A 20,068-nucleotide genomic window follows, 5' to 3' on the forward strand; every position below is an offset into this window, starting at 1 on the left:
CAATATGGCAGATTCCAGCAAAAAGATGCAGATCGTGTTTGCCTCGGCCGAGTGCGCACCGTTTGTAAAGACCGGTGGCCTGGGCGACGTGGCAGGCTCGCTGCCTGCGGCGCTTGTGCGCGCCGGCGCCGAAGTTATCGTGATGGTGCCCAAGTACGCCACCATAAAGGACGAGTACAAGGCGCAGATGGAGCACTTCTCCGACTTTTACGTGAGTCTGGGCTGGCGCAACGAGTACTGCGGACTCGAGAAGCTCGAGCACGACGGCGTCACCTATATGTTCATCGACAACGAGCGCTACTTTGCGCGCGACTATCCGTACGGCTTCTTTGACGACGGCGAGCGCTTTGCGTTCTTCTCCAAGGCCATCACCGAGAGCCTGCAGCACCTGCCGGCCGACTTTGAGTGTGACATCCTGCACTGCAATGACTGGCAGACGGCACTTGCGCCCGTGTTTTTGCGCGAGTTTTACCAGGGCCTGCCGCTGTATGACCGCGTCAAGACCGTGTTCTCGATCCACAACGTGGCGTTCCAGGGCCAGTTTAGCGACACCGTGATGGAGGACATCCTGGGTGTGGCACACATTCCGGCGGCCGCCTCGCAGCTGCGTTGCGACGCCTGCAGCATCAACTACATGCTGGGCGCCCTGCGCTATGCCGACGCCATAACCACGGTGAGCCCCACCTATGCCAGCGAGATCCAGACGCCCGAGTTTGGCGAGGGCCTGGACGGCGTGCTGCGCGAGCGCTCCTATGCGCTGCAGGGCATTTTGAATGGCATTGACGTGGCGGGCTTTGACCCGGCGACCGACAAACGCATTGCCGCCAACTACACCGTGGAGGACCGTTCTGGTAAGGCCGTATGCAAGGCCAAGCTGCAGGAAGAGCTGGGGCTCGAGGTTCGCGACGACCGTCCGCTTATGGTCATGGTCACGCGCCTGACGCGCCAGAAGGGCATGGACCTGGTCATGTACGCGCTCGACCGCATTCTGGCCGGCGGCGTGCAGGTGGCGGTGCTGGGCACCGGCGACCGCGACTACGAGGACGGTCTGCGCTACTTCCAGGACAAGTACCCCGGTACCATGGCCGCACGCATCGAGTTCGATCCTGCGCTGTCGCAGCGCATGTATGCCGCCGCCGACATGTTCCTAATGCCTTCGAAGTTTGAGCCCTGCGGCCTGTCGCAGATCATCGCCATGCGCTACGGCACCCTGCCTATCGTGCGCGAGACCGGCGGCCTGAAGGACACGGTGATTCCGTATAACGAGTTTACCGGCGAGGGCACGGGCTTCTCGTTTACCAACTTTAACGGCGACGAGATGGGCGACGCCGTGTTCCGCGCGGCGCGTCTGTTCTGGGATAACCGCGACGCCTGGAACCAGCTGGTAACGCAGGCCATGAGCCAGGACTTTAGCTGGACGCGCTCGGCCGATAAGTATCTGGACCTGTACTTCTTTATGCACCCGGAGATCGAGCGCCCGGTGGCTGTTGTCGACGAGCCTGAGGCTGTTGCTGAGCCGGTGGCCGCTGAGGAGCCCAAGGCCGAAGAGAAGCCGGTTGAAGCTGAGCCCGTTACGGCCGAGTCTGAGGTGAAGGCTGAGGCTGCTCCTGAGGCAGAGTCCGAGGTCAAGCCAGCTGCAAAGCCTGCAGCTAAGAAGACCACGACTCGTAAGACGACGGCTAAGAAGGCCACAGCGGCCAAGGCGACGGCAACCAAGACCACCGCTGTCAAGACAACGACCTCGCGCAAGCGCACCACCGCAGCTGCCAAGAAGGCCGCCGAAGCCGAGGCTACTCCCGAGGTAAAGGCCGACGCCGTCGAGGCTAAGGCTGCGGCAAAGGCACCGGCCAAGGCCGCTACCAAGAAGACGACCGCGACCGCCAAGAAGGCAACAGCTGCCAAGAAGACCACACCAACGAAATCGACGACCACGAAGGCCGCCACAACCAAGGCAGCCACAAAGCCGGCCGCCAAAGTCGAGGAGACGCCCGCCGAATCCAAGGCCAAGGTAACCGTTGAGGCCAAGCCGGCCGCCAAGACCACCACGCGCAAGCGCGCAACGACGACGGCCAAGAAGTCCACGACCAAGGCTGCTGCTCCCAAAGCGGAGGCTAAGGTCGAGGACAAGACCGCACTAAAGGCCAAGCCTGAGCCGAAGGCAGCCGAGGTCAAGCCCGCTGCCGCTAAAGAGGAGCCCAAGGCCGAGGTAAAGGCAAAGCCCGAGCCCGCCAAGAAGGCCCCGGTCTCCCCCGTCGCCGCGACCGAGGAAAAGGCTCCGACCAAGAAGACCTCCGTCCGCAAGGCAACGGCCACCCGCAAGCGCCGCTAGTACGCAGACGATTCAAAACCTCATCAAACCCTAAGCAAGGGGCGCTCCAACTGGGTGCCCCTTCTCTGTAGGTAGTGGTAAAACGATTTTCTAGGACGACCGTTCGCCGATGGTAAACGGATGTTGTTTATACAGCCTGTGTACAACAGATATACTTACAACTTGTGCGTAAAGCCATGGCCCGCAGGCCGTGATTCTATTGAACTGGACCGTATTATGAGATTGATACACAACAGCCGTCTTCCGCAGTTTCGCACTCCGTTTGGCGCTGTGACCACTGGAACTACCCTTTCGCTCTCCGTGATTCTGGAGGATGCCGACCCCAACCAGGCAACGCTTACGCTGCGCACCTGGGTCGATGAGATCGGTGAGTCTCGGTATCCCATGACGCACGAGGGCGACGGCATTTATACCGTAGAGCTTGAGTGTACCGAGTCCTGTCTTATCTGGTACAGCTTTATCTGCAATATCGAGGGCCAGCCCGAGGTCCGCTTGGGCGCACCGCAGGGTCGCACCGGTGGCGAGGGCGTAACTTACGACTACGCCGAGGTGCCGTCCTTCCAGATTACCGTCTATAAGCACCGCGAAGTGCGTCCCGAGTGGTACGAGCGTGGCATGGTCTACCAGATCTTTCCCGATCGCTACGCCCGAGATGAAAACTGGCGCGAGCGCACGCTGGCCGAGGTCGAAAAACCACGCAACGGAATCCAGCGCCGCATGGTCGAGGACTGGAACGAGCCGCCCGTGTACGAGCGCGCCGAAGACGGCTCCATCAAGACCTGGGACTTCTACGGCGGGTCGCTCAAGGGCATCCAGGAAGACCTGCCTCGCATCGCCGAGCTGGGCTTTACAGCCATCTACCTCAACCCCATTTTTGAAGCCGCGAGCAACCACCGCTACGACACGGCCGACTACACCAAGATCGACCCGATCCTGGGCACCGAGCAGGACTTTACCGAGCTGTGCCAGGCGGCCGAGAAGCTGGGCATCTCCATCATTCTGGACGGCGTCTTTAACCATACGGGTGACGACTCGATCTATTTCAACCGCTACGGCAACTACCCCGGCGTGGGCGCGTGGCAGAGCGAGGATTCGCCATGGCGCGATGCGTTTTATTTCCACGAGGATGGCTCATACGACTGCTGGTGGGGCGTGGGCAACATGCCCGCCATCAATGAGAGCTCTGAGCTGGTACGCGAGCGGCTCCTGGGCAAGGACGGCGTGATCCGTAAATGGCTACGTGCCGGCGCTCATGGCTGGCGCCTAGACGTGGCCGACGAGCTTTCCGATGACTTCCTGGCCGAGATCAAAAAGGCCGTGCTCGCCGAGAAGCCTGATGCACTGTTGCTCGGCGAAGTCTGGGAAGACGCCTCCAACAAGATCAGCTACGGCCATCTGCGCCGCTATCTGCAAGGCTCCGAGCTGGACTCGGCCATGGATTATCCCTTCCGCGACATGGTCATCGGCTTTTTGATGGGCTACAAGAACGCTTACCAAGCTGCTGAAGATATCGAGACCCTCCGCGAGAACTACCCGAGCGAGGCATTGTCCTGCGCGCTCAACCTGCTGTCGAGCCACGATCGCCCGCGTATCATTTCGGTGCTCGGCGGCGGCCCCGACGAGTCGCAGCTGCCCGAGTGTGAACGCAGCAAATGGCGCCTGGACGAGAACTCGATGGGCCTGGCCAAGAGCCGTTTTTGGCTCGCCACGCTCATGCAGATGACTTTCCCCGGCGTGCCTTCGATCTACTACGGCGACGAATACGGCCTGGAGGGTCTAACCGATCCGGGCAACCGCCGCACCCTGCCGACCAAGGACCAACTGCACGACTTCGACACACTGGCTATTGTCAAAAACGCCTCCGCCGTACGCCGCGCACTGCCGTTTATGATCGACGGCGAGATCAAGGCCTTCGCGCTCAACGACGAGGTGCTGGCATACAACCGCACGGGCAAGGATGGCGAGTCCGCGACGGTTATCATCAACCGTAGTCTGCGCAATTCGCACCGCGTGACGATTCCGGCGCTCGACGAATGCGCGAGTGACGTGATCAGCGGTCACGAGTGCGAGATCCACAACGGCACGGTCACGCTCGATTTGTATCCGCTGGGCTCGTCGATCATCTATCACCATGCCGAGCAGCGCTTGCAGGAGCCGCTCGATCACGGCGCGGGCGTTGTGTGCCATATCACCTCGGTACCGACCGATGACGGCAAGCCCGGCACGATCGGCGCACCCACGCGTCGCTTTATCGACCATCTGTCGGCTATGGGCATGCGCTACTGGCAGGTCCTGCCTGTCAACCCAACGGACTTCTTCCGCTCCCCTTACGCCGGGCCTTCGGCCTTTGCGGGCAATATTGACCTGCTGCCCGAGAGCCAAGAGGAGCTGGCGGCCGACTTTGAGACTTGGAAGGCCCGTGGCGGCGAAGATGCCGATCCGCTCTACACCGCGTTTAAACATCGCAACGCCGATTGGCTCGAGAAATACTGCGTCTACATGGCCGTTAAGAAGTACTTTGAGGGCGAGTCGCGCCACGATTGGCCGGCGGATGTCGCGCGCTACAACGAGCACCTGATTGACGACAAGCGTTTCCACGACGAGGCAGAGCTGCAGGCGTACATGCAGTACCGCTTTGACCTAGCCTGGTGCGAGCTTATGAACTATGCGCACAAGAAGGGCATCGAGGTCATCGGCGATATTCCGATGTATGTCTCGGACGATTCGGCCGATGCATGGAGCGAGCCCGAGAACTTCTGGCTGTCCGATACCGGCAAGGCGATTGAGATCTCCGGTGCGCCGCCCGATAACTTTGCGCCCGAGGGCCAGGTGTGGGGCAACCCGACGTTCCGCTGGGACCACATGAAGCAGGATGGCTATGGCTGGTGGATGGATCGCCTGCGTCGCGCGTTCTCGCTCTACGACCGCGTGCGTCTGGATCACTTCCTGGGATTCCACAGCTACTTTAGCATTCCTGCGGGCAAGGCCTGCGCCGACGGTCGTTGGCTGGCGGGACCGGGCAAAGACCTGTTCCAGACCGCCTACGACGAGCTGGGTCCGCTCAACTTTATCGCCGAGGACCTGGGCTATTTGACGCCCGGTGTTCGCGCTATGGCTTCGACCTGCGGTTTCCCCGGCATGGACGTGCTGGAGTTTAGCGACTACGACGTTCGTTGCGGTGTGCATCCTACGCCCGGCAAGATTCTGTACACCTCGACGCACGATACGTCGACGCTGGCCGGTTGGTGCACGCGTTCCTTTGCGGGTGGTGACGTGCCGAGCGGTGTTGAGGTGGCGTCCAAGCTGATGAGCGACGCGCTGGCAAGCGACGCTCCCCTGGTGATGATGCCGCTGCAAGATGTCTTGGGGCTGGGCGACGACGCGCGCATGAACGTTCCGGGCGTGGCCACGGGCAACTGGACCTGGCAGGCTGACGAGACCGATGTTGCGGCCGCCGAGGGCAAAACTGCGCAGCTCCTGCGCAACACCCATAGATTCTGGGGCGAAGCGTGATAAAACCCCCGATATAGGGTACAGTTACAGCTGTTTGAATTTTTGCGGGCAGAGCGATCTGCCCGCTTTGTGCTGAAAAGGAAGTATTATGGCGCGCTACGATTACAAGTGCTCGAGCTGCGGCAACGTGTTCGAGGTTGAGCATCCCATGTCCGAGACCCCCGAGGTCCTATGCCCGAGCTGCGGTGCCCCGGCGGCCAAGACGTTCTCGGCCAGCGGCATTAAATTTGAGGGAAGCGGTTTCTACAACACCGACCAGCGCAGCGGTGGCTCCAGCACCAGCGCTACCAGCGGCTGCTGCGCCAACTGCCCGCACAGCCACTAGAAACAACGCGGCCCCGCGATCAACACCGATCGCGGGGCCGCTTCTTTAGCTAACCAGGTTTCCTTATGAGTTGCGGTGGAATAAGGACTATTTGGCGGGTAGAAGCGGCTTTTCAATCCCTATTTCACCGCAACTTAGTAGTTACTTACGGACTAGTCTGGCGCAGAAGTGGCCGTCGTAGGAGTCAGCGTTTACCGGCACGCTTTGGAAGAGGCCACGGTCGTTTTGACGGACGGCTACTAGCTTCTTGGCCTGCTCGAAATCGGGCAGTTGCAGGATCTGCGCCTCGGAGAGCGGCTCCAGGCTAAAACCGGTACCCTCGGGAGAGTTTAGGAAAGCATCCACGACCTGCGTGTTCTCTTCGTCAAAGACCGAGCACGTCGCATAGATGAGCTCGCCGCCAGTAGCCACGCGCGCGGCAGCCTCTTTGAGCATCGTCAGCTGCAGTTTGGGCAGCTCAACCGTCACATCCTTTTCGGTCAGACGCCACGGAATCTCGGGATGACGGCGCATAGTGCCGGTGCCAGAGCACGGCGCGTCGATAAAGACCGTGTCGAACTTAACCGGCTCGCCAAGCATGGCATCAAATGATGTGAGCACCTCATCAAGCTCGCAAGCATCACCCGAAACCGTACGAACGCCCTGAATGCCGGCCTTATGCAGGCGAGCGAGATTCAGATCGCACTTGCGATCATGCAGATCGAGCGCCGTATGCTGACGCTCATAGCCCGCACGCTTGGCCTGGCACATCATCACATAGGTCTTGGTGCCACGACCAGCACCAATCTCAAGGCAGCTACCAGGGCGCGTGGCAGCTGTGGCGATAAGTTGCGCGTTGAGATCAGATGCCACCGCGGCAGCACGCTCAAACACACCCGAAGCAACGGTAACCTGGGCATCAACCGGGGCATGGCAGCCCGGGAACACGGGTGCCACAAGCTGCGAAATATACGGATCGAGCTTAGTCGCAAAGGCGTTCTCATGCAGGGCCAGCGGCGCGGGGGCCAGATTGCCGGCAAAGTTAAGCGCACCCTCGGGCGTGTCAAACGACGCCATAATGCGAGCGCACAGCCAGCGAGGAAGACCCATAAGGCGCGACAGACGAACCAAGCGTCGCTCGGACTCATCCATGTCGGATGCCGTGGCAAAGTCCTCAACATTGTCCGCAACCTTATGCAGTACAGCATTGGCCAAGCCGGCGGCGGACTTAGCACCGCAACGAACCAATTCAACACCCTGACTTACGGCAACACGGCCCGGCGTATGCAGGTAGAGCATCTCGAAGGCCGAGATACGAAGCGCCATGCGAACGCGCGGCGCAACCTTTTTGGGCTTGTCGAGAAACTGATCGAGCAGCTCGTCCAAAACACCCTGCGTGGCGGCAACACCGAGCGCCAAGCGAGCGGCAAACGCAGAATCGCGCTGGTCAATGGCCTTGGCGGAAGCACGGGAAGACAACACGTCGCGCGCATACATGCCACGGCGATCGGCCTCCATCAGCACATCGAGCGCAAGCTTGCGCGCGGGAGACAGCTTGCTCATGACAAAACACCCCACGAAAGATCGGCACCCTGCAGGCCAGCAGCCCAAGCAGAAGCGACCATAGCACGCTTGCCATCAGGCTTAACCTCGAGCAACTCAACCGAGCCATCGGAAAGGCCAAGGTAAACACGCTTAGCCTGAACGAGAACCTGACCCTCGCCAAGCGACACATCAGCCGGCGAAGCATCGAGCACGCGCACGGTCTTGCCGGCAATCACGCAACGAGCAGGCGCGGTATCGGATGAGGCCAGCACATGACGCACGCAATCAAGCGCCGACATTTGCGGATCCAAGCGCATCTCCTGCTTAGAAATCTTGGCAGCATGGGTAACGAGCGCCTCGTCCTGTTCGATCCACACGGCGATGCCATCGGCAAGAGAAGGAAGCATATCGGCAAGCAGTTTGCCGCCGAGCTCAGCGAGCTCCATAGTCAGCGCCTCGGCATGCTTACCGGCAACCGAGGTCGAGGCCTGCGCACAATAGGCGCCGGTATCCACGCCATGCCCAATGCGCATAATAGAAACGCCGGCGACCTCGTCACCAGCAAGAATGGCACGCTGAATAGGAGCAGCCCCACGCCAACGAGGCAGCAGCGAAGCATGAACATTCACAATACCAAGCGGCGCCATATGCAGCACCTCATCGGGCAAAATGCAGCCATAAGCAGCTACACAGAAAATGTCAGCCCGGGCAGCCTGAAGTGCCTCAACAACCTCAGGCGTCATACGATTTGCCTCAACAACCGGCAACCCCAGCTCAAGCGCCTTAGCCTTAACAGGAGACGGCTCAAGCTTCTTACCACGCCCACGAACAGCATCGGGACGAGTAACAACAAGCGCAATCTCATTCCCAGCCTCCACAAGCGAAGTCAGCGAAGGCACAGCAAAATCAGGCGTACCCATAAACACAATACGCATAAAGGACATCTCCCCTCAACCAAAGCCGAGACGGCTACAAAGAGCAGCGGAAAGCCAAATCACCAGCCCATCCGCAATAACATTTCAACAAGAACAAATATACCCAAAACCAAAGAAAGAGCCGCAATAAAAGCAGCTCTTTCAGCAAAGCACCCATCAGCGAAGACGCCCATCCCTGGCCCGACGGCACCCGGGCGAACCGAGCCAGAACAACGCAGTCCCCGGTGCTGAGCGCCCACATATCGTCCCGCGCGCAGTTTCGCAGCAAAGCGAGAATGTTTGAGCACGGGATGATATGTGGGCGCTCAGCACCGGGGACGGTGGGGCCTACTCCGTCTCGCCCGGTCGAGCGCCGCGGGCCAGGGCGTCCTGGTACTCCTTGACGGCCTTGAGCCTCTGCATGGGCTTAAGGCGCTCGAACATGGTGTTGCCGTGCAGGTGGTCGATCTCGTGCTGCAGGCACACGCAGAACAGATCGCCCGAGGCCTCATAACGAATCAGGTTGGCGTCCAGATCATACGCCTCGACGACGACATGGTCGGGACGCTCAATCTCGCAGCTAATCCCGGGGATAGACAGGCAGCCCTCGCTAAACGGCACCAAATGGTCACTCTGCTCAACAATGACAGGGTTGATGAGCACGTACGGGTCGTAGTCGTTCTTGTCGCTGTAGTCGCAGTCGATGGTGACGAGCTGAATAAGCTCGCCGATCTGCGGAGCAGCCAGGCCGCAACCGCCGTTGTCGAACATCATCTTCTTCATCTTCTCGGCAAGCGCCTCGATCGCTGGGGTGATCTCCTCGATCACGGCGCACTCCTGACGCAGGCGAGGGTCGGGCGACAGTACGATTCCGTTGGCTTCCATGGCCATCCTTTCGGGTTGTTACATCAAATCATAGGCATCGACGTCAACGCTCACGCTCACGCCGCGCACAGAGCCCACCTCTTTGAGGCAGGCGTCGATATCATCAGAGACATGGTACCCCACGGGCGACTTCACAAGCAGATGGAAGCGGTAACGGTCCTTGGCTCTCTCGATTACACACGAAGCCGGGCCCAGCACCTGCGGCATGGCACCCCCCGCCCTCAAAAAGTCGGGCGCCGCGGCATGCCAGCGGCGCTTAAGAAGCTTTGCAATGCGCCCAATGTAGTCCTGCGCGTCATCCGCGTTCGTCGACCACACCAAAATGTTGACCAGGCGCACAAAGGGCGGATACAGCGCGTCGCGCCGCTGGTCAAGGTCGTAGTCGGTAAAGATAGAACGGTCGTGCTCGGCGACGGCGCGAATGATCGGATCCTCGGGCAGATAGGTCTGGATGATGACCTCGCCGGGACGATCGCCGCGGCCGGCGCGGCCCGCCACCTGCTCCAGCAGATCGTAGGCGCGCTCCCCTGCGCGGAAGTCCGGCAGCTTGAGGGCGAAGTCGGCATTGACCACGCCCACGAGCGTGACCTCGGGAAAATCGAGACCTTTAGCGATCATCTGGGTACCCAGCAACACGGCGCAATCCGCCGCATCGAACTGCTCGAGCAGCTTTTTGTGCGCATCCTTGCCACGCGTGGAATCGGCATCCATGCGAATGATGGCAACGTCCTCGGGAAGCAACTGGTGCAGAGCGTCCTCGATCTGCTGCGTGCCCAGCCCCATTTTTGCCAGGTAGCGACTGCCACATTTGGGGCAGCGACTCGTGGGCGCGGGATACGGCTGCACGCGCCAGGAGGATCCGCATGTGTGACATTGCAGCGTGTGTGTGCGCTCGTGATACGTAAGCGCGGTGGAGCAGTGGTTGCAGGTGGGAACGCAGCCGCACTCGCGACACATCAGGAATGGCGCAAAGCCACGGCGGTTATGCAGCAACACGGCCTTCTCGCGGCGCCCGACCACACGCTCCAATCCCTCCATCAAGGGTTTTGAGAACATGGAGCGGCTGCCGTGCGAGAACTCGCGACGCAGGTCAGCAATGCGGACCGTAGGCAGCACGGCGTGTCCGGGGCGCTCGGGCATCTCGACACGCGTCCAGGTGGCACCGTTATACATGCCGCGGCGGCAGCGGTCGAGGGCCTCGGCAGAAGGCGTGGCCGACCCCAGCACGAGCGGGCAGCGATAGCGGCGCGCCATCTCGGCTGCCACCTCGCGCGCATGGTAGCGCGGACTGGACCCCTGCTTGTAGCTGGTCTCGTGCTCCTCGTCAATGATGATGAGGCCCAGGTCGTCAAGCGGGCAAAAGAGCGCCGAACGTGCGCCGACGACCACGCGGGCCGCACCGCTGGCAACCATATCCCACTGGTCCAGGCGCTCGCCGGCCGAAAGCCGCGAATGGAACACGGCGACCGTCTCGCCAAAGCGCGAACGGAAGCGGCCGACGGTCTGGGCCGTCAGCGAAATCTCGGGCACCAGCACGCAGGCCGAGCGACCGGCTGCAAGCACGCGCTCAATGGCGGAGAGGTAAACCTCGGTTTTGCCGGAGCCGGTGACGCCGTCGACCAACACCACGTCGCCATGAGCGTCCAGACGGGCGCGCTCAATCTGCGCGAGCGCCTGTTGCTGGCCGTTGGTAAGGGAGACCGGCGCCTTGCCGCTTGCCGAGGACAGCGTGGTCTGCTCGCTGCAGCCACGCCACGCACGGCGTTCCTCCACCACCACGACGCCGCGCTTTTTGAGCGCCTTGATGGTCGCCGACATGCTGTTATAGAGAAGGTTGAGGTCGCGCGTCGTGACCGGGCCGCACCGGAGCGCCTCGATGAGTTGGCGCTGGCGGACCGCGGTCTTGGGCGGCGTATAGTCAAAGCCTTCGGGCGTAAGCATCACCCAACGGTTTTGGATAGGCTTGACGGCGGGGCGCTCAACCGACCATGCGCCGTCATCGCCCTTAACGACGCGCGGACTGCCGCCCGGGGGCAGGAACAGGCGCAGGCACTCGGAAAGCGTCGCGACATACTCGCGGCTCATCCAACGTGCGATGCGGGCAGCCTCGGCGGTAAAGAGGGGTTTGCTGAGGATGGCTTCGATGGTTTTAATGCGCGCGGGGTCGAGAGCATTGTAGCCCTGTAGGTCGCTCAGCTCAGGCGCAATGTCGACGATATAGCCCGCGGCCGCACGGTTACCAAAGTGGACCAGGACCGTGGATCCGATCTGCGCCTCGTTGGCAAGGGACTCAGGGATGCCGTAAGCAAACGGATCCGACAGCGCACGGGTGGGGATGTCGAGGACCACGCTCGCGTAGGCGGCAGGGGGCTCGGGCGCAGGCTTAGACTGAGCCGAGGCAGCGGCAGGCTTGGGCTTCACCGGAGCTTCCTCCGGTTCCGGTGAACCAAACAGCGACAGTTGTTGAGCCATACACCACCTCTAACGAACGGACCTGAAAGGGGTGGGACAAAATAATCAGTGGTTTTTGTCCCATGGCCGATACGAGTGTCGAGCTTGTTGCGTCACTCGAACATGGGACAAACACTACTGATTATTTTGTCCCAGCAACCCACTCATCGGTACAGAAACAAGAGCCCCGCTCGGGGGAACGGGGCTCGGATACATGCGTTTACGCGTCTACTACAGCGCCATCGTGCGGGCGCGGTCGATGCGTGCCAGGCAGTCGTCGCGGCCGACGAGCGCCATGGTCTCGCCCAGCGGGGGGCTCACCATGTTGCCGCAGACGGCGACGCGCACGGCCTGGAATACCACGCGCTTCTTGAGGTCCATCTGCTCGGGCAGCGGCTCAAGCGCGGCGTCGATGGCCTCGGCAGTCCACTCGTCCACGCCCTCGAGCGCGGCCTTGGCGGCGTCCAGAATGGAACCCATACCCTCCTTGGCCAGGCCCTTGTTAACGGATTTCTCGTCATACTCGAGCGTCTCGGCCGTAGCAAAGATGGGAGCGGCGACGGTCACGGCGTCGGCCGGCATCTTGGTGCGCGGCTTGACGATGGCGGCAAGCGCATCAATCCAGTCCTCGCCGTACTCGACGTTGCCCTCGATGAGGCCTGCCTCGTGCAGTTCGGGGACCATGATTTCATCGGCAAACTGCGCGTCGGACATGCCGTTGATGTACTCGGCATTGACCCAATCGAGCTTCTTGGGATCGAAGGTCGCCGGGTTCTTGGAGATGCGGTCGAGCGAGAACTTGCTGGCCAGGACATCGCGCGGGATGATCGTGGTCTCGCCGTCGAGCGACCAGCCAAGCAGCGCCAGGTAGTTGACGAAGGCGTCGGAAAGGTAACCGGCGTCGCGGTACTCCTCCACCGAAGTTGCGCCGTGGCGCTTGGAGAGCTTCTTGCCGTCGGCACCCAAGATCATGGAGATGTGGGCGAACGTAGGCACGGGCGCGCCGAGGGCCTCGTAGACCATGACCTGGCGCGGGGTGTTGGACAGGTGGTCGTCGCCGCGGATGACATGGGTGATCTTCATCATGGCGTCGTCGACGACGGTCGCGAAGTTATACGTAGGCGTGCCGTCGGAGCGGAAGATGACGAAGTCGTCGAGCTCCTTGGCGTCGAAGGTCACCTCGCCGTGGACGGCGTCGTGGATGACGACGTCGCCGCGATCCTCGGGCACCTTGATGCGCAGAACGTAGGACTCGCCGGCTTCGATGCGGCGGCGGGCCTCCTCGGGATCAAGATCGCGGCAACGGCGCTGATAGCCCTGGAAGGGGTCCTTGCGCTCCTGCGCGGCCTTGCGGTCGGCGTCGAGCTGCTCCTTGGTGCAGAAGCAGGGATAGGCCTTGCCCTCGTCCCAAAGCTTCTGGGCGGCCTGCTTGTACAGGTCCAGGCGCTCGGTCTGGGCGTAGGGGCCAAAGTCGCCGCCCACCTCGGGACCCTCGTCCCAGTCCAGGCCCAGCCAACGCATGGCGCGCAGGATGATCTGCGTGTTCTCGTCGGTGGAGCGGGTGGGGTCGGTGTCGTCGATGCGCAGGATGAACGTGCCGCCGTTAGCGCGGGCGAAAGCCCAGTTATAGATAGCGGTGCGGGCGCCGCCGATGTGCAGCTTGCCCGTCGGTGAGGGTGCAAAGCGGACGCGAACGTCTGATGCCATGGAAATCTCCTCGATTGCAGGATGGATGTCTAACTGCACCAGTATAAAGCAACAAAGCAACCTCCGCACAAAGGGCACCGACCCACTCATTTAAGTCTGTCCCCAATGAGTAGGTGCGGAAAGGGTGTGAATGTTTGATTTACGCGATATGATGAACCCTTGCATATAGAGCTCGGCGGAATGGTAACGGTCGCCGGGACACGTTTTTGAAAGGACAATCATGCCAGAAGAACTTCGTTCCATCCCACCCCAACACGGGTCCTTTGTATTTACGTCGGAATCGGTGACCGAAGGTCATCCCGATAAGATCGCCGACCAGATCAGCGATGCCGTCCTCGACGCAATCCTCGCTAAAGAAATAGAGCTGCAGGAGCAGGGCTACATTGCGCCCAACGGCGTGCCCGCCAACGTTGAGAACGTCCGCTGCGCCTGCGAGACCCTCGTGACCACCGGTACCGTCATCGTTGCCGGCGAGATCCGCACCCAGGCCTACGTCGACGTGCAGGAGATTGCCCGTGGCGTTATCCGCCGCATTGGCTACAACCGCGCAAAGTTCGGTTTTGACTGCGATACCTGCGGCGTCATGAACCTCATCCACGAGCAGTCGCCCGATATCGCCCAGGGCGTCGACGAGTCTTTCGAGACCCAGACCGGCGCCACCACCGACCCCATCGACCTGATCGGCGCCGGCGACCAGGGCATGATGTTTGGCTATGCCTCCAACGAGACCAAGACCCTCATGCCCATGCCGCACTACCTGGCGAGCCGCCTGGCCGAGCGACTGGCTGCCGTGCGCCACAACGGAACCCTGCGCTACCTGCGCCCCGACGGCAAGACCCAGGTCACGGTGCGCTACGAGGACGGCAAGCCCGTCGAGGTCACGACCATCGTCATCTCCACGCAGCACGCCGCCGAGATCGAGGACATGGGCAAGATCAAGGCCGATCTCATCGAGCACGTCATCACTCCCGTCATGGCCGCCGAGAACATGCCGTGGGACAACGCCGACATCTATGTGAACCCTACCGGTCGCTTTGTCGTGGGCGGCCCCATGGGCGACACGGGCCTCACCGGCCGCAAGATCATCGTCGACACCTACGGCGGTTACGGCCGTCACGGCGGCGGCGCCTTTAGCGGCAAGGACTGCACCAAGGTCGACCGCTCCGCCGCGTATGCCGCGCGCTGGGTCGCAAAGAACGTGGTCGCCGCCGGTCTGGCCGACCGCTGCGAAGTCGAGCTGGCCTACGCCATCGGCGTTTCCAAGCCGCTGTCTATCATGGTCGACACCTTCGGTACCGCGCATGTTGCCGAAGACAAGATCGTCGAGGCCGTCGAGAAGACCTTCGACCTGCGCCCGGGCGCGATCATCCGAGACCTGGACCTGCGCCGACCGATCTTTGAGAAGACGGCAGCCTACGGCCACTTTGGCCGCGAAGACGCCGACTTCACCTGGGAGAAGACCGATCGAGTCGAAGAACTCAAAGCAGCCTGCGGCCTGTAATTAGGAACCACCAAGGTCGCAACAGGCACAAGCTTTCAAAAGAAGTACCGCCCACAACGGGTTGTATTTCATGCTCTTGGAAAAATTGATGGTGTTCAGCACTTTCACGCGGTAGCCGCTGCGGATAAGAAGCTGGCCCACTTCACCGATCAAGCTGCCCTTCGGGTTTTGTCAATAAGGATAGAGAAAAAAGTAAATTATTTTTATGAGGTTACAACATCGGATTGAATAAGGCGCAGTACCTTGTCGGTAAAGGTTTCCCGGCTGGTCTGGCTGAAATGGAAATAAATATCAAAGGTCGTACCGCCAACGGTCTTTACCATATCGGGTGGCGGTACGTCCGGGGCGGGTGAAGCGTTGCCGCCCGCCATCACGGGCAGGGGGATGGCCTTGCCCTCTCTGCTGGTGCTGTCGCTCCCCTCCGGGGCGGGGATGGTGCTGGTGATCGTCATGCTGGGGTCGTAGGTCATAGGCTCTCCTTTCATCATTCATCAAAGTTAATCCACGTGAGCGCCATTTTGCCGCCCACGTTGGAGTGGGGGAAGGGGAATGTATTAGTCCCCCTTTGAGGACTGTCCACAAGCCCCCTGATTGCAAGGCTTTTCAGCCTCTAAATGTCCACGCCTGCGGCGTTCTCGTTCGCTGGCAGCTTTCTTTCTCCGGCGCACATTGGCGGCGCACTCGTCACAGTATTTGCCCCGATTGGAGCGCGGCACGAACATCGCCCCGCACTCGGCACAGGGCCGCGCCTGTCCTCGGTGGAGCAAGGCGGCACACAACCCCTTGTCTGTTGGCAGGACGGCGGCGCGGAACCATTTACAGACCAGGGAATAGGTGATACTCTGGACGCAGACACAAGGCTCCCAGCCGTCATCAAGAGCAAGACAGTTGCCGCCGTCATAATTGCAGCAGTCATGCACCAGCCGCCGGACGGCTCGGTACTGCTGGTAGGTCAGTCGGGGAATGCCGTTCACCGCTCCACCTCCCGGCGTTTCTGCTGGGTCTGCTCCTGCTGGTGTATGGCAGCATCGGCGTTCCGCTTCACCTGTTGAAGCCGCCGCAAATCGTCTTGGATAGGCTTGTACTGCTCATACTCGGCTGTGTACTCCTGGTGAAGCCTCGCCTGTTCCTGTTTCCACGCATGAACGGGGATTTTACCAGCAGGGGAACGGTGCTTGTCCAGCTTCCGGCGGGCCATGTGGAACGTCCTCAACTCGTTCTCATGCTCCCTCTCGAATTTTTCCCGCTTGCCCTTCCACTTGATACCCTGCAACTCGTCATAGACGGGCTTGGTGTCTCGGTAGAGGTCAACAAGGCGAAGCAGTTCCTTCAATTCGTTCAGACGGTCACGCTTCGCTTTCATGGATGTGTTGACGGCCTCCGTTCGTTCACTCTGGGCGGCGATATGGGTCTCTAAATCTTCCAGCGTAGCGATGCCCCTCTCGGTCAGAAAATTGATGGCCTCGGCAAAACCTTTAAGATTTCCAATCCTGGCGTTGCGGCTCCATGCTCCGGCGTTCCGGCCCTCATAGTAGTCGGTCAGCAGGGCGGCAAGGGTCGGGGCCTGGGGCTTGCTCAATTCTTCTTTTATGGCCTTAATCCAATCCGTCAGGCCGGCGATTTTCTTCCGAATATCCCGCAGAATGTTGTTGGCCTTTTTTATCCAGCGGTTCAGATCGCCCTTGTCGGTGGGGATGCCCTTGGCCTCCATCTGGCGGACGGCCACGCCCTCATGGACGGTGGGCAGCAGGTCAAGGCCCTGACGCTCATAGGAGCGGTGGTCGATGCGGCAGGTCAGCCCCTTTTCCTCAAACTTGGCGTTCACCATAGCGGCCCACGCCTCCCGCCAATGTTCCAGTGTTTCCGGGCTTCCCCAGTCGGTAGTGGGAACAGCGTCAAAGAGGGGCTTGCCGTCCTCTCCCATAATGCGGTTCCCGTCCTCGTCCAGACGGTAGCGGCGGCGCTGCTTGCACCCCCATTTGCCGTCTGGCTCAATGGGCCGGATGGGGCAGAGAACATGAAAGTGCGGGTTAGGAATACCGCCGTCCTCCTTGTCCGGCTGGTGGATGGCAAAGTCGGCAATCATGCCCCGGCCCACAAGCTGCTCCGAAACAAATTGCCTTGCAAGAGCGATGTTTTCCTCCAATGAAAACTCGTTCTGCAAGGCAATGTCAAAGCTATATGCAAGCTGGGCTTTCTTGCCGCGCTCGGCCTTCTCCACGGCGTTCCAGAGGGTGGCGCGGTCTTGGTACTGGTTGGGGGCCTGGGGCGGCAGGAGAATGTCTGTGCAGACCACGCCGCCCTTGTGGGTGTAGTCGCTGACCTCGCCATAGTATTCGCTATACAATTTCTCCCCGGCTCGGTAGGCGGCGGACGTGACAACAGACTGTCCCGCGCTCCGTTTGACCTGGGTAACGTGGAGATGGAACAGGGCCAATTATCCGCTTTCCTGCTGGTCAGTGGCTTGGCTCACCAGGGCGGCAACTTCCGGCAGGGAAAAGACCTTTTCCATCAAAAGAAAAAAGGCCCTTTCGCTCATGCCGCGCACCTCCGGGGCGATACTCTCCACCGCTCCGCCACGGGTGATAAGTCGGTGGTTTCGCTTCTTCCTTTCGCCTTGGGTGTAGTAGCGGATGCGGTTCTCATACCGCTGGCCTCTGTGCTGGTACTGCTCCAACTTAGCGGTGGCCTCAGCATACTCTTTCTCTAATTCTTCGCGTGACTTGTCCATCGTGTTTGACCTCCTTCTTGGCAAAACAAAAGACCGTCTACCTGCTGTGTCGGGTAAACGGTCAAGGGTAACGGTATTCGGTTTTAGCCTCGCTGGAAAGGTGCAGACGCAGAGCGGATGTACCTTTCCAGCGAGGGCGCAGGGATAGCCGCAAAGCGGCGCAAGGGGCGCAGCCCCTTGTACGGAGCGGAGCGACGCAAACGGCCCGGACTTTCGGAAGTCCGGGCCGTAGCCTCGCAGAGCGCACGATACATGGTCGCAGACCATGTATAGAAGTGCGCCCTTTGTTCCAAAGGGATTTTATAAGTCCATCATTGATGGGAGAATTTTGTTGAACATATGGCGCACCTTATCAATCCGGGTGTTTGGGCGGCGTGGCTGAAAAACTGGTTCGCCGCTGGCGATTTGATACCCCTTCAATTCTGTTAAACAAACGCTTCTCCCGTTTGTATAAAAGGTGAGGTCATTGCGGTACTCTTGCACACAGCGGGCAGGGATTTCGCCAGTAAAAATCACCTCGCTGTTTTTAACCTGGGTCGTTTCAATACTCGCGCAATATTTTGGTGCGTCATGATAAGCTCTGGAGAGATATTCCTGCGGCGCATAGAGTGTAAAAGAAAGATATGGTTCCAATAGCTGCGTCCCCGCCTTTTTCAACACCTGCTCCAATACAATAGGTGCCAATGACCGAAAGTCTGCGGGAGTGCTGACCGGACTATAATAAAGCCCATACTCAAAACAGATTTTACAGTCCGTTACCTTCCATCCATACACGCCTTGTTCCAGACCGTAGCGGATACCATCCAATACAGCGTTTTGAAAACTCTGATTCAAGTATCCAACGGAAACTTTGCTCTCATACTGCACTCCGGTGCCAAGGGGGAGAGGGGTGACGGACAGCCCGATGGACGCCCAGAATGGATTGGGCGGCACTTCGATATGAATGGTGTGACTTACCGCTTTCAATGGCCTCTCCATATAGATGACGGCAGGTTCTTTTGCAGTTGTGTTGAGCTGATATTTTTCCACCAGAAGATCAGAGATAATTTCCAATTGTACCCGGCCCAAAAAGGAGAGAATGATCTCATGGGTCACAGCGTCTACTTCATAGCGCAGAAGCGGGTCGGTATCCGCAATTTCTGTCAAGGCGTTTAACAAGCGTTCCCTCTGTTCTGGTTTCTCTGGTGCAATTGTTGTCCGCAGCAAAGGGAGAGGATTGTCGCTCCACGTTTCACGGGGCAGCAGCAGTTTGTTTCCCAGCACATCATTCAGCCGCAAACTGTCGCAGGGTACAATGACGATCTCGCCCGCATGGGCAATCTCTGTTCGGACAATCTCACCCTTTGAGGGGATACGCATTTCCGTAATTTTCAGTTTTTCTTTCCCTGCCAAGGCTACGGAATCCCGCAAATGAAGCGTACCGCTATACAACCGCAGATAGGCAAGGCGTTGGCTCTGGTTTGCGTACTCAACTTTGAACACAGTTCCGCACAATTCAGAGCTGTTCTGCCCGGTGGGTGATTGGAATGTATCTGTGACCGCTTCAATGAGTTGTCGGATTCCCAAGTTTACCTTGGCACTGCCATGATAGACCGGAAACAGAGAGACGCTTTGGATTCTCCTGTTTTCCTCCCGCAGAAGTTCTTCTTTGTCCATTGGTTCTCCGGCAATATATTTCTCCAACAATTCATCACAGTCCGCAATCACGGTATCCCAATTCTCCAGCCCCATGTTTTCCATGATGGATATATCCGGGGAAAGCTGCACGTTCTGCTTAATAATCATATTTGCGGAGAGCTTATCTCGGATAGACTGATACACACCTGGCAGGTCAATCCCGTCCTGGTCGATTTTGTTAATAAAGATAACAGTTGGGATTTTCATTACTTGCAGAGCATGAAACAGAATACGGGTCTGCGCCTGAACGCCGTCTTTTGCAGAAACAACCAAAATCGCTCCGTCAAGAATGGCAAGGGAGCGATAGACCTCCGCTAAGAAATCCATATGCCCAGGAGTATCCACAATGTTGACCTTACAATCGTGCCACTGAAAGGAAGTGACCGCCGTTTGAATGGTGATTCCACGCTGCCGCTCTAAAAACATGGTGTCCGTTCTCGTTGTTCCCTGATCCACACTGCCGGGCGCCTCGATTGCTCCGCTGGTATATAACAGGCTCTCCGTCAAGGTC

Annotated in this window: 15 protein-coding genes; 4 read left to right on the plus strand and 11 right to left on the minus strand. The window is 59.6% G+C overall.

Going from position 1 to position 20,068, the window contains the following annotated elements:
* Nucleotides 1–4: 4 nt before the first annotated feature.
* The 3 genes from glgA (at nt 5) to DW892_RS09305 (ending at nt 6,167) form a co-directional block, all read left to right on the plus strand.
* Nucleotides 5–2,329 carry a glycogen synthase GlgA gene (gene glgA / locus DW892_RS09295; protein ID WP_233546907.1) on the plus strand — a complete coding sequence of 775 codons (2,325 nt, stop codon included), beginning with the start codon at nt 5–7 and terminating at the stop codon, nt 2,327–2,329.
* A 216-nt stretch (nt 2,330–2,545) separates the two neighbouring features.
* Complete coding sequence (locus DW892_RS09300; protein ID WP_117767138.1) at nt 2,546–5,842, plus strand: 4-alpha-glucanotransferase; 3,297 nt, start codon at nt 2,546–2,548, stop codon at nt 5,840–5,842.
* A gap of 88 nt (nt 5,843–5,930) precedes the next feature.
* Nucleotides 5,931–6,167, plus strand: a complete 237-nt coding sequence (locus DW892_RS09305; RefSeq protein WP_117767140.1) for an FmdB family zinc ribbon protein — start codon at nt 5,931–5,933, stop codon at nt 6,165–6,167.
* A gap of 141 nt (nt 6,168–6,308) precedes the next feature.
* Here the strand turns inward: DW892_RS09305 and DW892_RS09310 are convergent, their stop codons facing one another.
* The 5 genes from DW892_RS09310 to gltX all read right to left on the minus strand — a co-directional run bounded on the left by DW892_RS09310 (nt 6,309) and on the right by gltX (nt 13,648).
* Nucleotides 6,309–7,709, minus strand: a complete 1,401-nt coding sequence (locus DW892_RS09310; protein WP_117767142.1) for an RsmB/NOP family class I SAM-dependent RNA methyltransferase — start codon at nt 7,707–7,709, stop codon at nt 6,309–6,311.
* Nucleotides 7,706–8,626 (minus strand): methionyl-tRNA formyltransferase, encoded by a 921-nt coding sequence (gene fmt, locus DW892_RS09315; RefSeq protein ID WP_117767154.1) that lies wholly within the window; start codon nt 8,624–8,626, stop codon nt 7,706–7,708. Before fmt ends, DW892_RS09310 begins: the two co-directional genes overlap by 4 nt.
* A gap of 327 nt (nt 8,627–8,953) precedes the next feature.
* A complete protein-coding gene (gene def / locus DW892_RS09320; RefSeq protein WP_117767144.1) occupies nt 8,954–9,490 on the minus strand; it encodes a peptide deformylase in 537 nt (178 codons plus the stop codon).
* A gap of 18 nt (nt 9,491–9,508) precedes the next feature.
* Entirely contained in the window at nt 9,509–11,962 is a 2,454-nt protein-coding gene (priA, locus tag DW892_RS09325) for a primosomal protein N' (RefSeq protein ID WP_117767146.1), read from the minus strand.
* Between the two features lie 210 nt (nt 11,963–12,172).
* Entirely contained in the window at nt 12,173–13,648 is a 1,476-nt protein-coding gene (gene gltX, locus DW892_RS09330; RefSeq protein WP_117767148.1) for a glutamate--tRNA ligase, read from the minus strand.
* Nucleotides 13,649–13,868: 220 nt separating this feature from the next.
* Between gltX and metK the strand changes: the two genes are divergently transcribed.
* Nucleotides 13,869–15,149, plus strand: a complete 1,281-nt coding sequence (gene metK, locus DW892_RS09335) for a methionine adenosyltransferase (RefSeq protein WP_117767150.1) — start codon at nt 13,869–13,871, stop codon at nt 15,147–15,149.
* On the opposite strand, the gene DW892_RS10520 is transcribed toward metK, so the two are convergent.
* From DW892_RS10520 to tet, 6 genes are all read right to left on the minus strand, one after another.
* Nucleotides 15,150–15,302 carry a hypothetical protein gene (locus DW892_RS10520; protein WP_199577705.1) on the minus strand — a complete coding sequence of 51 codons (153 nt, stop codon included), beginning with the start codon at nt 15,300–15,302 and terminating at the stop codon, nt 15,150–15,152.
* 50 nt (nt 15,303–15,352) lie between these two features.
* The gene (locus DW892_RS10525; protein WP_035300361.1) at nt 15,353–15,619 is read right to left on the minus strand and encodes a transposon-encoded TnpW family protein; all 267 of its coding nucleotides are present in this window, start codon (nt 15,617–15,619) and stop codon (nt 15,353–15,355) included.
* An 84-nt stretch (nt 15,620–15,703) separates the two neighbouring features.
* Nucleotides 15,704–16,123 (minus strand): cysteine-rich VLP domain-containing protein, encoded by a 420-nt coding sequence (locus DW892_RS09350; RefSeq protein WP_021631987.1) that lies wholly within the window; start codon nt 16,121–16,123, stop codon nt 15,704–15,706.
* The gene (gene mobQ / locus DW892_RS09355) at nt 16,120–17,586 is read right to left on the minus strand and encodes a MobQ family relaxase (protein WP_117767152.1); all 1,467 of its coding nucleotides are present in this window, start codon (nt 17,584–17,586) and stop codon (nt 16,120–16,122) included. Before mobQ ends, DW892_RS09350 begins: the two co-directional genes overlap by 4 nt.
* Nucleotides 17,587–17,880, minus strand: coding sequence for a DUF3847 domain-containing protein (locus DW892_RS10420; RefSeq protein ID WP_021631985.1), 294 nt, complete (start codon nt 17,878–17,880; stop codon nt 17,587–17,589).
* Between the two features lie 300 nt (nt 17,881–18,180).
* The coding region (gene tet / locus DW892_RS09365) for a TetM/TetW/TetO/TetS family tetracycline resistance ribosomal protection protein (RefSeq protein ID WP_117767156.1) at nt 18,181–20,068 on the minus strand (1,888 nt) is incomplete at its 5' end.

This window comes from Collinsella sp. AM40-7AC (genome assembly GCF_003468125.1).
Lineage (GTDB): Bacteria > Actinomycetota > Coriobacteriia > Coriobacteriales > Coriobacteriaceae > Collinsella > Collinsella aerofaciens_O.